This is a genomic window from Emticicia sp. SJ17W-69 (genome assembly GCF_051209875.1).
Lineage (GTDB): Bacteria > Bacteroidota > Bacteroidia > Cytophagales > Spirosomataceae > Emticicia.
In genome coordinates, this window is record NZ_JBNTQY010000001.1 from 3,755,219 (window position 1) to 3,770,968 (window position 15,750).

Annotated in this window: 9 protein-coding genes; 8 read left to right on the forward strand and 1 reads right to left on the reverse strand. The window is 34.0% G+C overall.

Annotated features, from left to right (window positions below; all coding sequences use genetic code 11):
* Window positions 1-35 precede the first annotated feature (35 nt).
* Window positions 36-269 (reverse strand): hypothetical protein, encoded by a 234-nt coding sequence (locus ACQUQZ_RS15305; RefSeq protein WP_435355892.1) that lies wholly within the window; start codon window positions 267-269, stop codon window positions 36-38.
* A 222-nt stretch (window positions 270-491) separates the two neighbouring features.
* Between ACQUQZ_RS15305 and ACQUQZ_RS15310 the strand changes: the two genes are divergently transcribed.
* The 8 genes from ACQUQZ_RS15310 (at window position 492) to ACQUQZ_RS15345 (ending at window position 15,746) form a co-directional block, all read left to right on the forward strand.
* Window positions 492-1,871 (forward strand): ATP-binding protein, encoded by a 1,380-nt coding sequence (locus ACQUQZ_RS15310; RefSeq protein ID WP_435355893.1) that lies wholly within the window; start codon window positions 492-494, stop codon window positions 1,869-1,871.
* Between the two features lie 28 nt (window positions 1,872-1,899).
* Window positions 1,900-2,586 (forward strand): response regulator transcription factor, encoded by a 687-nt coding sequence (locus ACQUQZ_RS15315; protein WP_435355894.1) that lies wholly within the window; start codon window positions 1,900-1,902, stop codon window positions 2,584-2,586.
* 209 nt (window positions 2,587-2,795) lie between these two features.
* A complete protein-coding gene (locus tag ACQUQZ_RS15320) occupies window positions 2,796-3,347 on the forward strand; it encodes a DUF4136 domain-containing protein (RefSeq protein ID WP_435355895.1) in 552 nt (183 codons plus the stop codon).
* A 153-nt stretch (window positions 3,348-3,500) separates the two neighbouring features.
* Window positions 3,501-4,061, forward strand: a complete 561-nt coding sequence (locus tag ACQUQZ_RS15325; protein WP_435355896.1) for a hypothetical protein — start codon at window positions 3,501-3,503, stop codon at window positions 4,059-4,061.
* A 511-nt stretch (window positions 4,062-4,572) separates the two neighbouring features.
* The gene (locus ACQUQZ_RS15330; RefSeq protein ID WP_435355897.1) at window positions 4,573-6,372 is read left to right on the forward strand and encodes a hypothetical protein; all 1,800 of its coding nucleotides are present in this window, start codon (window positions 4,573-4,575) and stop codon (window positions 6,370-6,372) included.
* Window positions 6,373-6,467: 95 nt separating this feature from the next.
* On the forward strand, window positions 6,468-9,881 hold the full coding sequence (locus tag ACQUQZ_RS15335) for an N-acetylmuramidase domain-containing protein (protein WP_435355898.1): 3,414 nt from the start codon (window positions 6,468-6,470) through the stop codon (window positions 9,879-9,881).
* The gene (locus ACQUQZ_RS15340) at window positions 9,862-10,710 is read left to right on the forward strand and encodes a hypothetical protein (RefSeq protein ID WP_435355899.1); all 849 of its coding nucleotides are present in this window, start codon (window positions 9,862-9,864) and stop codon (window positions 10,708-10,710) included. The genes ACQUQZ_RS15335 and ACQUQZ_RS15340 overlap by 20 nt, the downstream gene beginning before the upstream one ends.
* A gap of 131 nt (window positions 10,711-10,841) precedes the next feature.
* On the forward strand, window positions 10,842-15,746 hold the full coding sequence (locus ACQUQZ_RS15345) for a hypothetical protein (protein WP_435355900.1): 4,905 nt from the start codon (window positions 10,842-10,844) through the stop codon (window positions 15,744-15,746).
* Window positions 15,747-15,750 lie beyond the last annotated feature (4 nt).

Here is a 15,750-nt window from a genome sequence, read left to right on the forward strand (position 1 = left end):
AAAATGGATAGTTATCGTTTTAGATTATTAAATTATTAATGTCTAATATTACTAATTATATTGTAAACCAGGTTGCGGGAAGTCTCGAAAGCTTCTTGCACTACTGCGGCAAGGTTGCGGAAAGTCCCGCAACCTTCCTGCACTATTGCGGCAAGGTTGCGGAAAGTCTCGAAAGCTTCTTGCACTAATGCGGCAAGGTTGCGGAAAGTCCCGAAAGCTTCCTGCACTACTGCGGCAAGGTTGCGGGAAGTCTCGAATACTTCTTGCACTACTGCGGCAAGGTTGTGGGAAGACCTGAAAGATTCTTGCACTATTATGGCAAGTTTTTAATTAAATTATATAAATCCTTAGTCCGAAGGACTTCAATATTGGTAAAACCGAAGGTGGAGTCAGTTTTCAAAATGCCTTAGGTATTCAAACCTTCGATTATTTGTTGCATTCATGCTAGATTTATTTGCCCTAATTATTAAAAAAAAAGATAGTCAAATCTTATGAAAATAGTCGATAAGCAAACCATCAGAGTTCCATTGATTTTGAGCTTTGCTCTAATAATTTTCTCGATAAACATTTATCTGTTTTTCTCTTATTTTAGAGAAAATGAGTTTTATGCCTATCTGCAAAGTACGGGTATAAATCGCTCGAAAATGCTATTTGATGAAGGCATTAGTGCTGAGCATTTCAATAGTATTGATGTCGATTTAAAAGAATCACCCTATTTACAAGAGCATTATATTATTTATGATTCAACAGGCAATGTTATCTATAAATCGAAATATTCAGTACCACATCTCAATGAAAAATTAAAACAAACAGTTTTGAAAGCAAAGATTACTGCACAAAAAGACGGTTTTGAGCGAATTATTTTTGCCAATAAAGAAAATAAAAAACATAGAACATTCATCATTGAAGCTTCTGGTTATGATTTAGCAGGTTTTGATAAACAAGAGAAATTATTTATCAATCTTATTATAAGCAATGTTATTCTAATTACCTTAATGGTATTTATCAGTCGTTTTTATATTTGGAAAGACCTCAAACCAGTAGGCGTAATTTCTAAAAGAATGCGTAGTATTACAACAAAAAATCTCCAACAACGTATTCCAGAGGCTAACTTAGACAATGAAATTGGCGAAATGGCTCATACTTTTAATGATTTATTAGACCGCCTTGATGCTTCTTATTCACAACAAAGAAATTTTGTTTCGTATGCCACGCACGAACTCCGCACACCTCTTGCCATCTTACTTGGAAATACGCAAGTAGCATTAATGAAAACTCGCAGTGCAGAAGAATATATTTCAACATTAAAAAACTTTGAGCAAGACATCAATAGTATGGTTAATTTGATCAGTGGTTTACTCGAATTGGCACGTATGAATGCAGATTCTCAATCTATACCATTTGCCGATGTGCGTATTGATGAGTTGCTTTGGCAAACAGAAAATATGATCAAAAGTAAAACTCCGATGTATAAAATTAATATCATATTTGAAGAAATACCCGAAAATGATGAATCCTTAATCGTCAATGGTAATGCTGAACTATTAATTTTAGTTTTCAGAAATCTAATAGAAAATGGCTGTAAATACAGCGAAAACAATAAAGTAGATGTAAAAATAAACTTTGATAAAAACAAAATACTATTAGATTTCGCTGATGAAGGAGTTGGAATTCCACTGAATGAAATTGAACATATTTTTGAACCTTTTTATCGTACGCAAAAGACCAAAGCAATATCGGGACATGGTATTGGTTTGCCGCTTACCAAACGTATCGTAGATTTGCATGGTGGTGAAATATTAGTAAATTCTACCGAAAATGTTGGTACTACTTTCACCGTAATATTTACCAATAAAAGTCGAATTAATTAAGTTATATCAATAGATTTTATATTTTCTTATGAAAATTTTACTCGTAGAAGACGAAGCTCGCTTATCTGAATTTATCAAGAAAGGCTTGGAAGAAAATGCTCACCATGTAGAGGTTGCTAATGATGGAGAAAAAGGGCTTCGAATGGCTTTTGATAATGACTATGACATCATCATTATGGATATCAACATGCCTAAATTGAATGGTTATGATGTGACTAAAGGTATCAGAGATGAAAAGCAGTTTACCCCCATTTTGATGTTGACAGCCATGGGTACGCTGAATGATAAAGCATTAGGTTTTGATGCTGGAATTGATGACTTTTTAGTAAAGCCATTTCAGTTTCAAGAACTATTGATGCGGATCAATGCTCTGCACCGCAGGAGTTCAATTGTAAAAAATCAAATCAGACATAATAGTATTAAAGTAGCTGATTTAATATTAGACTTATCAGCTCGAACAGTGAGTAGAGGACAAAAATCAATCACACTTACTGCAAAAGAATATGCTTTGCTTGAATATCTAATGGTCAATCATAATCGTGTAGTATCAAGGGTTGATATTGCAGAAAAAGTTTGGGACTCCGACCTTGATTCATTTAGCAATACGATTGATACCTATATCAATTTTTTAAGAAAAAAAATTGACCATGGTTTTCCAGTCAAACTTATTCATACTGTTGTGGGTATGGGTTATATGCTCAAAGAAAAAGATTAATACACGTATTTATATAAAAAAAGCATAATTTCTACCATATACCTATCATTTCAAACCAAAGCCGTTCCTTTCAAGGAATGGCTTTGGTTTTTTATAATCAGAATTTAATTTTCCTTTTAAGCCATTTTTAGTCAGTAATATTTATTTTGAATCATCAATAAAACGTAAGAGTTATGGCCAATTTTACTCATTTTAAACTATCAAAAAAAATGAATAATCTATTTCAAAAAGCCTTGCTCATCGGGATGATAGGGCTTGGCACAACAAAGGTAAAAGCACAGGTAATAACCAATGCTAACCATGCAGTAAATTTTCGTCAATATCATACTTACAACTGGGTAAGTCCTGATATTCAGACCAGAAATCCAATGTTGAATAGCGATTTAGTCACCAAAAGTATCGAATCAAGTGTTGATCAATCGCTACTTGCAAGAGGATTACAAAAAAATGAACAAGCCCCAGATTTGTTTTTCAGGTTTCATACTTATACCGAAAGAGTAATGAACGGAGGCTATTCATCAATGTATCCAATGGTTGGTTTTGGAAGATTTATGCCATTAGGTTTTGGCTACGGTCCTTATGGTGGAGGTGCTACCTATAACCAAGGTACTTTGGTTATTGATGCGATAGATACCAAAACCAAAGAATTAGTTTGGCAAGGAGGGGTTTCGGGTAGTATAAACCCACGCAAACTTGACAAAATAATTTATAAAGTAGTCAATAAAATTATGCGAAAGTACCCAGTTGAACAGATTAATTAGTCAATAGCATAAAACAACCAAGTCACCTCAATATTGCAACGTAAAATACTGTCTATCAGTTTTTTTACAAAAAACAAACTCATTAATTAAATCTACACAAGTACTTAATCGATGTAAAAAACACTTTAATTTTTAAAACTAAATAACAAAAAAATGAAAACGTTAAAAACACCACTCGTATCAGCTTTATTACTGCTATCATTCGGCTCAATGGCACAAGGAATTTCTCAAGTTACTATTGCTCCAAGCAAAAATGGAGAAAACGCTTCAGCTGTAATTACAAAGGTAGAAAACGATTTAAATGAAGTAAAACCAATTGAAAAAGGTTTGGCTTTTATGAAAACCTACCCAACTCGTTGGAAAATTTCACAAGAACAATTGGAGGCTTATGGCAAAAGCGATGAAACAACTTTCACAGAGGTTACAACCAAAGCTGATAATGAAACCTTGACAGCTGTTTATAATACAAAAGGAGAATTAGTAAAACTCAAAGAGGTCATCATTAATCAACCCTTGCCCCAGTCAGCAACTGATGTCATCAATACGAAATATAATTCATGGAAAGTGCTTGGTAACATTGAGGTTTTCAATAGTGAAAGTCGTAAACCAGATTACATAAAGGTAAAACTGTCTGAGGGTATAAAAAGAAAAGTGCTATTTTTTGATATTAATGGCCATGAATTGAATCATCTTTTAAAACCAATAGGCAGTTGATGACTTTCTTATTCAAGTAAATATTTTTTTGTACCTTACTGAATGTAAAAAAGCTTTGTATCGTTTGATGCAAAGCTTTTTTCTTGATTTTATACAAATATAATCACATTATTGTTTGTATAAAAATTCTACTTTACCACTCCCAACTTAGTCCATTTTTAAGGAATTATCACTTGAATTGAACATTTTTAAATCATATTTTCTTGTCAATCTACTTATCAATATTTCAAAGACTATTAAACTCCATCAATGATTTTATAAATTTTTCTCTAAAATGTTACTATTGACAAATTTGTAGTCAAAACATAAAATCTTAATGTAAAAAGTCTTTTACATTATGTATCGATAATACCCAAAAGCCTCCTCAAAATAACAAAGTATAAATTACCCAAAAATAGAAATGTGTACTGAAATTACTGAATTAGGATGCTCCTATAGCATTATTTTATCAGTTTTTTACAACCGCTTTGCAATGACCGTAATAAATTTATTTTAATTTATACCACAACTTATGCGATTACAACTACTATTTTTTGTGTTACTTATAGTACAAAGTTTGAAAGTTATTGGGCAAGACATCGAGAAGCTCATCAACACAAAACCTACAGATTTACTAAAAGGTAAAGGTTTAGCCATTGGAGGCTCGGTTAATGCAAATAATAGATATTATATTCCCTTCAATATACCTAATCGACAAATAAGCTATCAGTATCTTTATTCAGGAAGGTTAATTTTTGATTTTTTAGGCAAAATCAAAATGCCTATATCATTTAGTTTTACGAATCAAGGCAAAAATTTTGCGGGAGTATCGCTTCGTAGAAATTTACCAGCAGCACAACCATTCAATCGGCTTTCTTTAAAGCCAACTTATAAAGGTTCAACATTGCATCTTGGCACATGTACGCTACTTTTTTCACCTTTTACCTTAGCGGGTTACCGTTATCAAGGGGTTGGTTATGAATATAAATCTGCAAAATTTCCTATTTATGGAAGTCTGATGTATGGTACATTATTAAAACCCATACCAATATACGCTGATTTTCCTAATAATAAACCTGCTTATAAAAGAATAGGAATGGGTGGTAAAATTGGTTATAAAAAAGAACAAGATTTCATTGAACTCATTTTGTTTAATGCAGCAGACAAAACTAATTCATTAACATATTTATTAGATGATAGAAATATTTATCCTGAGTCAAACTTGGTGCTTTCAGCCAATTTTCAGAAAGTATTTCTCAATAAAATTTTCATTAAAACCGAAATTGCAAGTACACAGATTTTCGCTGAAAAGAATGAATTTAACTCGAATTTATCTTTTGCTAAAAAACTAAGTCGAGTAATAGGCTTAAATAAGGAAAATAAGCCAAAACAAGCAATTAAAGCAGGAGTTGACTATAAAAAGGATAATTCATTCATAGGATTTGAGTATAATCGAATCGCTCCCAACTACAAAACTTTCGGAGGTTATTTTTTCATCAATGATTTAGAATCTTTGGCTTTAAAATCAGGGATGCAAGTTTTAGACGGGAAACTTTCACTCAATGGTGACATTGGTTATCAGAGACATAATTTAGACCATACTATTCCACAGACATTAAAGCAATGGGTTTGGGCATTTGATGCGGCATACGCACCCAATGATAAAGTGAATCTAAGTTTGAATTATTCTACTTTTTCAAGCTATTCTAACTTTCAAAATAATTTTCGTTACCTGACGGCAATCGACCCTTTTCAACAAGCTGATACACTCAACTATAGGCAAATCAACCAAAGTTTAAGTACAAATTACCTTTTCGTGCTTCCGATAAGTGGAAAAACTAAAAAAATGATTACTGGAAATGTGGTTTATCAAGCTGGAATAGACCAACAAGGACAAATACCCAATATAAGTAAACTCACTAATGTCTCAATTAATTATGGTATTTCTAATGAAACTACCAAAAGTTCATACAGCGTAGGTTTGAATATCATTCATAACCAAATCGCTTCTACACGTGATTTTCTTTATGGCCCATTGATGGCAATAAGCAAGCCTATTTTAAAAAATAAGGCTCAACTAAATACTAATATTTCTTATACTTTTTCAAATAATCAAATTGCCGAAAGCTCAAAAAGTATAAAAAAACAAGTTTTACTGACCAGTATCGCTATTCAAACAACACTTTGGAAAAAGCATAAAGTTTCTTTTACAACAATGTATTTAAAAACACAAAATCCATTACAAAAATTGATGATTAGCGAAGATTTTTCAGAGCTGACATTCAATGTTGGGTACAATTATCATTTTCAATTGGTTGATTTGAAATTTTAGATGTCACGGTGTCTTCGGCTTCGCTCAGACACCATGCCTTGAGTGATATTTTCTGACACCAAATTTATATAGAACAACTTTTAAAAATTTATTCTATGCCACAACTTATACGATATTTAGTAAATAACATTTTCCACAAACTTCAAAAGCAGCATCAAACAATATTTCTTTGTTACTGTCTTTTACTTTCACCCTTGCTATTGAGTGGGCAAGCATACCCTGTTGATTGCCGAATTTTGCTCTCGCCTCCTTATAGTGGCAATTGGACTGATTATGCCAATAGTCCAACTAAATTTAGGGTACAACTTTTACTTAGAGATTTAACCAAACCCTCACTTGAAGTCAGTCTCAGAATCAGGCTTAAAAGTGTCGCTGGCGTTTGGATTGAAAACCCCGAAGGTTTCATTACCTCCAATCCTATTACCCTTAGTCCAGGTGTGCCTCGAATTATTTCGGGAGTTGAACTTTTTGATAATTTCAATCCAAACAATCTCGAAGCTCAAGGTATTGACCTTAAGGCTCTTTATCAAGGTGAAGTCCTGCCTGTTGGACCTTATCAATGGGAGGTTTTGGCAATAGAATTGTATCGAAATCGACAAGTTTCTAATATTGGTTCTGCCCGAATGACCATTAATGCCAATTATGCCCCGCTACTCAATTTGCCTCGAAATGAGGCAGTTTTAATGCCATCTCAGCCACAAAATATCTTATTCTCTTGGACACCTCGACATACAGCTTCCCCCTCTTTGGGTGTAAAATATACTCTATTTTTATATGAAATTTCAGATGATGATAACATACAAGCAGTGGTCAACAGCGGTATCTCGCCGTACAGAATTATCGAATCTTCACAGCCTAATTATTTGTATGGAGCAACCGAAGTGCCACTCCAAGCTGGTAAACGATATGCTTGGCAAGTAAAAGTTGAAGATTTACAAGGAAAAGAGGCATTTCAAAATGATGGATATAGTAATATTCAAAGCTTTAGTTATGGAAAACCACCATGTCTTGCTCCTGAAAATTTAATGAGTGAAATCGAAACGGAAGATGACAAACCCACTGGAGCAGTGAGATTCTCTTGGAAAGATGTACAAGATGCAAAGCCTATTGCTTACATTTTGACATATAACCAAGAAGGTAGTCTTCCGACCGAAGTACGTACAACAAAACCTGAGCATCTACTTTTACAACAAGAAGCAGGCAAAAACTACGAATGGAAAGTACAAAGTGTTTGTGGTGTAGGAGATAAAAGTTCTTTTACATCAATAGAAACATTTAATATTCCGTCACCCGAACCAGAAAGTTGGTACAGCGACCCAAACCTAAGTTACCAAGAAGAACCCACTCCCAAAGCTGACCCTGATGTGATGAGAACTAAAGAGGATGAAGTGGAAAATAATGAAACAACAAGCAAGGAAATAGAAAATGTAAACGCTCTATTAAACACACCAATCCAAATATTTATTCCTGCCGAAGGTGAAGAAAACTTGCCCGAAGGCATTCCTGCATCTTTGCCTATTTTACCTCAAAATGCAACGGTAGAGCAATTACAAGCTGCTTTAAAAACCAAAAAGCCTACTTGTTCAGGCATTGTATGCTCATACAGTTGTGGTAATCATGATACAACTCCAACCTACAATGGAACAATAATTCAAGTCAATACAGGAGATGAAGTTGCCATGAACTCATTAGTTTTAAGTATCGTAAGTATTGATGGCTCTGGCAATGGCAGTGGTTTGATAAAAATACCGATGATGAATAATGTCAAATTGGGTGTAACTTTAAGTGGCATCCAAGTAGCAGAAGGAGGCTGTGTGGTTGCAGGAAGAGCAGAATTAAGTGGTATCAGTGCATCGGTGCTTACCGAACAACAAAGAGTCAATTTAGAAAAGGCATATACTACATTTAACCAAATAATTGATGCTGGAATTGTCAATGCTGGTGCGATTGCAGAGACCTATAACGACATTGCGGAGTTGTACAACGGTATGGCAAAGAAAACACAAGCAATGTTGGATAAGCTCAACAATGGTGAGAAAATTTCACAAAGAGATGCCAAGGCTCTGGAAGAAATGAAAAAACAAGCCACTGTTGCAACAGATAAAATGATTGAAGCCTTGAAAACAAAATTTGGATCAGAAGGCTCAGAAGAGTTTATTGCTTTTCTCAAATCTACTACTGAAAGTTGTGTATGTAGTGCAGATATAGAAAAACCCAAAAAAGGGCCAAACGCAGAATTCTATTTTTCTTTTGATGATGATTGCAAAAAGTGCTTAGAAGAACAAAAGAAAAAGCAAGAACAAGCGGCACAGGTCATAAAGAAAGTGCAGAAGATTTTGATAGTAAAGATGCAATGTGGTTGTTTTAAATTGGGGAATTTTCTTCAAGATTTTGGTCATTTTAATAAAAAATGTGAAGAGGTTATTAATAAAGTAGAAATGGTAAAAAATGCCATTAAAACTGGCAAATCACTCCCAACAACTGATTTGAGTATTCAGGGGCAGATATTAATTGGAAGTGTTTGTTATACAGATTTACAAGTTATTTCAATACAAGGAAGTCTCGACCCGAAGAAATTTGAAATTAACTCCGATGGAATTACTTTTAAAAATGTATTAAAATTCAATATTACTGAACCTGACGATAGAAAAATGAAAGTTGAGTTATTAAGAAAGTATTTATTTGAAGAGGTGAAGGAAGTTGAGGAAGAAAAAAGTGAGGGAGATAAAAAAGTAGAGATATTGGATGATGAAGCATATAAAAAATATGCAAAAATTGCGGGTGTCAATGATTTTTTAGCATTTAAAGCTTTCGCTCTTGTAGAATCTGGCGGTAATGGTTTTTTTGAATATAAGGGTCAGGAAATACCAAAGATGTTGTTTGAACGTCAAGAATTTTATCGTTGTATAAAAAATGGCAAATTTTCCTCTAAAGGCAAAGTTTTTGAAAGTGTAGTTACCTCACCAAAAGATAAACTTTCTGAATTAGAAGAAAACTTTCCAGAGGTTGTCAAAAATTTAGACTATGTTTATTGTTCATCTTGTAAAAACTTACCTGCAAGAAAGGATAAATGTGAAGATAAGAATTCTTATGTACTTCGGGGTAAGGATTGTTGTGTTGAGGATAACAAACATGACTATAAATGGTTTATTTCGACTTGTTACCCATCTTCCCAAGTTGAAGTATATGAAAAACAGTTTTTAGTTGCTAAAAACATTAACAAAGAGTGTGCTTTTATGTCAACTTCATGGGGGCTTGGACAAGTCATGGGATATAACTTTAGAGATTCATACAAAAATATTGATGAAATGGAAAATGAAATAATGAAGGGTGGTTCAATGTCGCAAATTTCAATAATGGCAAACTTTATTAAATCTGATAAAGACTTACAAAACGCAATAAATAAAGAAGATTGGGCTACTGCAGCCAGTATTTATAATGGTCCTACTTATTATGTTCATGGATACGACAAAACAATAAAAGAAAAATATGAAAACCTTAAAAAATAAAATAGCTATATTAATTCTATTGTTTTTTAATTTGACAGTTAAATCACAACCCTCTGATAATAGATACTATCAGCATAATGATTCAATTTATCATTTTGAATTATTGTTTGAAAAGATTCAGACGAATAATACTATTACAAATCAAAAATTAAATAAAGAAATTTTTAAATTATTTCAAAGTAAAGTAAAGGTAATTTTAAATTATCAAAAAAAATACAAAAAAAACAAGAGAGAATATTTCCCTTATGTCACTACATATCAAGTAGATACTTTGTTAAGATATAACGATATCATTTCAATTGTTTACAAAGTTAATGAAGAAAATGCAACCCCAGGACTTGAGGATTTTTTCTATGAAATTTTTAATTTCAAACTTATTGATAGTCAAGCTATTTTCTTTGAAAAACGTTATTTTTATAAAGAAAATAATGCAAAAATTCAACAAATAATTGAACAACAATTACCTCAATGTAAAATATTTGATCAAGCTAATTTGAATAGGACCATTATTCAAATTCAGAAAAACCAGTTTTTAGTTTTGATATGGAAAGGATTATTGGATTTGGATTATATAAGATGTATAGATGATAAATTTTGGGTTAAAATAGAGAATAATTTTAACAATTTAAATAGTATTGTTTTTTCTACTAAGAAAATAAAAGATAAAGTGTTTTTGAATACAACTCCCAACACACTAACTAAAATGTACCTTCTAAAAGGTGACGAAGTAGAAATAATAGATGAAAAAGATGAATGGTTAAAAATTCGATACTACGGCAAAAAAACTGTCGAAGGATGGATAAAGAAAAGCGATGTGGAAGATAATTAAATTTCATCCATTCTCGATAAAAGCTATTTTTTAATAAAATAGTTTGAGACAAAAAACATAAAAAACAGTCTAAAGTTGAAAAACAAGCGAAGGCTGGGAAAAGACACACAAAAATAAACTAATACTAACCTATGAAACTACGTTTTTACATCTTGTTTCTCATAGCTTTCCCTTTTTCTTTTGTAACTTTTGCCAAAGATCTTAAACCTAAAGTTTATACAAAAGAGCAATGCCAGATATTGGGTTTACAGCCAATTAATTTTCCTAATGGTGAAGTTTTGATGCCAACCCATGATGGCGAAAGGTTTTTTGTAGGTTTAGAAAATAAACCCGCTACTGCTCAGGTTACGCCAGAACAAGTAATTGCTTTTTTTGAGAAAGCTCGGAGTGCTGGTAAAATCGTCCACGACCTTCTAAGTTTACAGTATGTAAGCGATATGCCTATCATTCTCCAAAAAGAAATTCAAGGCGTAAGTTATGAAATTGGTCTTAGTAATTTAATTTTCACACCTGCTGAAAATACCCTTTCATTGTTTGCCTTGATTACAACTCCTGATGGAAATCAACTATGTTTTGCAGGTGAACAGGTAGGTTTTACTGGTCAAGGAGGGATAAAAGAAGGCACTTTAAAATTAGTTTTAGGGGAGAAAAATACCATCCAATTATTAAAATTAAGCAAAATTGACTTGGAGCTTACAGGTGGTTCTTTAAAGTTCGACTGTAACGGCTATGATAGCTTTTCGATTGCTGGAAATGTCATTTTTGATCGATCGTTAATTGTTCCTGAAAATACATCTGATGGCGAAGTGATAGCTGGAAATGTAAAATCTGCTTTTGTATTGAATGAGGTAAAAGATTGGAATAATATGATGATAGAAATATCTATGCAACCATTCCAATTGCCTAATATGAAAGGGTATGGTTTTGAAGTAAGTAATGCCGTGATTGATGTAAGTGATTTCAAAAACTCACCAAATTGTATTTTTCCAATTGGTTATATAGCTGCCGAAACCGATAATTTGTGGCAAGGGGTTTATATCGGAAACGTGTCCGTTCATTTCCCAAAACACTTTAAAAACCGTTCTAATCCGCAACGTATAGTAGTTGGCGTAAGTAATTTATTAATCGACAGATTTGGTGTTTCGGGGGAGGTTTTTGGTGAAAACCTCATGGCTCTCAAAGACGGTGATTTGAATGGTTGGGATTACTCTTTAGATGCAGCAAGTATTGTTTTGGTCAAAAGTAAAGTCAAAGCAGGAAGTTTAGGAGGGAAAATGAGAATTGCCATTGCTGACGAAGACCGAACAATGGCTTACAAAGCGATCATTGACCCTACTCGTGAGTACTATAATTTTTCTGTTGCAACTGTCGATGCTCTCGAATTTAGTTTTTTAAAGGCTTCTCAGGTCACCCTTAGTCCCTCTTCTACCGTAGCTTTAACGCTTGAAAATGGTGAATTTTCAGCATCTGCTATGCTTCATGGCAAATTAGATATTACTTCAAAAGAAGATGGAATTAAACTTCAACAATATACTTTTGAGCAACTTTTCGTTTCTACCAAAGCTCCTTATTTGTCTATCGGATATTTTGGTGGTGGCTCAAATCAAGAGCATCTATTAGGAAATTTCCCTGTTACGCTCATTGCTCCTTATGTTTCTGTTCAAAATAACGTTGCCTTTATCGAATTTGGATTAGGTGTAAATTTAGACAATATTGGTATTTCTGCCAAAGGTGGCTTTGTTGTCGAAGGAGCTTTTGTTAATAAAAATAATAGACACTTTTGGGAAAATAAAAGATTTGAAGTTTCTCAATTGGCTATCAATGCAGACCTAAATGTTGGTACTTTTAGAGGAAATGTAGCTTTTTTCAAGAACGACCCTGTTTATGGAAAAGGTTTTTCTGGCGATTTAGAAATGACACTCAAGGCAAGTAGTACTTTGGGGGTAAGAGCCGCAGGTTTATTTGGAAGAACTACTGAAAGATATTGGTTCGTTGACGGCGAATTATCAAGTGGAGGTGGAGGAAGTGGACTTTCTATCAATATATTAGCTGGATGTTTTTATAAAAGAATGTCACCGATGGGAAGAGGTGGCAGCAAATCAATTACTGGCGTTAATTATGTTCCCGACTTTGGTGTCGGTTGGGGTGGACGATTTGCCATCGGACTAAGTGTTGGAGAAGCTTTAAGTGGTTTAGCTGGTTTAGAAATTGCCACTCATGCTGATGGTACTTTAAATAAAATTGGCATTTTAGGAGCAATCTCAGTTGCAGGAAGTGGCAGTGGGCAATCACCAGAATCAGCCAAACAGATGTACCAACAGATGTCATCGGATAGTGATATGACACAACCTGGAGGCATCACCAATCGAGTTGACGGAGACCCAAATACTGGTGACATAAAAAATTCGTCAAACAAGTTTTCTTCAGGTTCAGAAAGTGGTTTTGGAGCATCTATAATATTGAAATTAAATTATGATGACCGCAGTTTCTATGGAAAAATAGGTGCAAATGTTCATACAACTTCTATCGGCTTACAAGCAGTTGGAGCATTCTTATTCGCTCCTAATAAATGGTTTGTTCATCTTGGAGAACCGCCGAGAAATAGTAGAATTCTTGTTCAACTCCCTGCTTTTCCGACGGTTGATGCTTATATTATGCTTGGGCATGGAATTATTGAATTGCCTACGCCTGAACCAAATATTTTCACAAAATACCCACAAAAAAATGGTAAGCGAAATACTGGCATTAGTAGTTCAGCTATTATTGATGGTAGAGGCATTGCTTTTGGGGCAGCTCTTAGTGTAGGTGTTTCTGGTGGGTATAAAAATATTGTGAGAATTAGTGCTGAAGCACGAGCAGGATTGGATATGATGCTAACGCATTATGGAGATGGAGCATATTGCGAAGGCAGAGAAGGGCAAGGTATTGGCATCAATCATTGGCGAGCGGCTGGGCAATTATATGTGATTGGACAAGCAGGTGTTTCTGCTTTTGGATTTGATGTTTTGAGTCTTGAATTAGGAGCATTATTGAAAGGATCTGCCCCAAATCCAACTTATGGAGAAGGGCAAGTTGCTCTCAATTTCAGGGTTTTGATGAAAAATTATCATATTAATGCAGGTTTTCAAGTCGGAGAAAATTGTAAAGTGGTTGGCGGAGACATGACTACCGAAACTATTCAAGTGATAGAAGGTAATTATCCAAATGACGGCGACCAAAATATTGATAAAAGTATCAATCCTTTCATCGATTTTATAGAAAAAGTAGAATCGGAGGTTGCTGTTGATGGTTTAAATGGCTCTTATAAAATCAAAGTTTTGGCATTTAATCTTAAAACGGAATCAGGCAGTCCGATTGATGGTTCATGGGGCATTGATAGAAATAATGCAAAGAAAATTGCTTTTTACCCCTCCTCTACCCTTCCCGCAGCTACCAAAATTGTAGCTTATGGAAAAATACAATTACAAAAACAATCAGGTGGTAGTTGGCAACCATTTTTAGAAAATGGCGAAGTTGTTGAAGAAGTAAGACAGTTCTCTTTCATTACAGGAAAATCTCCAGAAGAGTATAAAAAAGACATTGAAATTATTAAAGACGTAGCTCAAGAAAAAGCCAAAGATATTATTGAAGAAACAAAAGAAACGGCCACTCAAATAAATGAATATGCCGAACAACGTGCAGAAGGAATTAATGAAAAAGCGACTAAAGAAGCGAAAGAAATAAATGACGAAGCAAAAGAACGAGGTAATAAAATCATAGAAAAAGCGATAGATTTACCAGAAGAAAAAAAGAAAGAAGTAATAGAAATAGTAACCGTTGCCATTGAAACTGTCAAAAAAGTGACCGAAGATGCACAGGCGAAAGTGAAACAAATAACTGATAAAGCTGTTGAAGATGTCAAGATCAATACCTCAAATGCTGTAAATGAGGTTAATAATACAGTCACTACTGCTCTTGCTAATGTGAATAACTTCAGCAATGATGGTAAAAGACAAATAGAAGAAATTGCACGCCAATTGAATGCAACAATCAATAATTTAGAAAGAGAAAGACGAAATGAAATCAAATGGTGGATGGGTAGAAGTAGAAGAAATAGAATCAAAGAAGACTATAAAAACCGAGTAATCGCTGCCCAAAATGCTACTCAAATAAAAATGGAGCAAGTCTATGAAGCAATTAAAACTCAAAGTGATGCAGAAATGGCAGAAGCTCAACGCAAAAGTAAAGAAATCATGGCAAATGCGAAAGCAAGAGCAGAAGAGATAATGAATGCTGCTGCCAATAAAGCCGATGCAGTCATGCAAAATGCTCGTGAATTGGCTAAACAAATAATGGATGAAGCTGAAAAACAATGCAATAACATTATTAACAATACGCCAAACACAGATATATCAGTTTTTGCAAAAATGAGGTATGATAATGCAGCTAATTATGATGAATCTGATGAAGGTGTTGCCGATGCTTTTCAAGAAGAAGATTTATCAGAAAATCCATTTTCACAAGAATCAGAACAACAAAAACAAGCGAAAATTGAGGAAGAAAACCAACGCTTGCAAGAAGCAATGATTCGTGAAGAAAATCAAAGAAAAGAGCAAGAACGGAGAGAAGAACAAGAAAGAGAACAACGCCAGCAAGAAGAATGGAATAGAGCTTACCAAGAAAGGCAAGCTGCCGAAGAAAATGAGCAACGAAGAAAAGAATACGAAAAACAAGCAGAAATAAACAGAGTCGAGCAAGAACGAATACAAGAAGAGCAAAGAATAGCAATGGAAACTTACCAAGCTGAACAAAAAAGAATCTACGAAGAACAAATACGAAGAGAACGAGAAACTTACGAAGCTGAGCAACGCCGATTAGCAGAAGAACAGCAACGAATAGCTGAACAACAAGCCTTTTATGCTGAAAAAAGACGTATTGCTTATGAAGCTGAGCAAGAGGCAAATAGGTTACGATTTTTAAGAGACGAAGAAGAACGTAATAGAAGATTGGTTGATGAGCCTGTTTATATTTTCACTCCCTATTATTACGAATACTGATAAT

What these genes read in the sequence shown, in the direction of transcription:
- ACQUQZ_RS15310 (WP_435355893.1), top strand. Translation starts at nt 492, where the DNA reads ATGAAAATAGTCGATAAGCAAACCATCAGAGTTCCATTGATTTTGAGC.
- ACQUQZ_RS15320 (WP_435355895.1), top strand. Translation starts at nt 2,796, where the DNA reads ATGAATAATCTATTTCAAAAAGCCTTGCTCATCGGGATGATAGGGCTT.
- ACQUQZ_RS15325 (WP_435355896.1), top strand. Translation starts at nt 3,501, where the DNA reads ATGAAAACGTTAAAAACACCACTCGTATCAGCTTTATTACTGCTATCA.
- ACQUQZ_RS15330 (WP_435355897.1), top strand. Translation starts at nt 4,573, where the DNA reads ATGCGATTACAACTACTATTTTTTGTGTTACTTATAGTACAAAGTTTG.
- ACQUQZ_RS15345 (WP_435355900.1), top strand. Translation starts at nt 10,842, where the DNA reads ATGAAACTACGTTTTTACATCTTGTTTCTCATAGCTTTCCCTTTTTCT.
- ACQUQZ_RS15335 (WP_435355898.1), top strand. Translation starts at nt 6,468, where the DNA reads ATGCCACAACTTATACGATATTTAGTAAATAACATTTTCCACAAACTT.
- ACQUQZ_RS15340 (WP_435355899.1), top strand. Translation starts at nt 9,862, where the DNA reads ATGAAAACCTTAAAAAATAAAATAGCTATATTAATTCTATTGTTTTTT.
- ACQUQZ_RS15315 (WP_435355894.1), top strand. Translation starts at nt 1,900, where the DNA reads ATGAAAATTTTACTCGTAGAAGACGAAGCTCGCTTATCTGAATTTATC.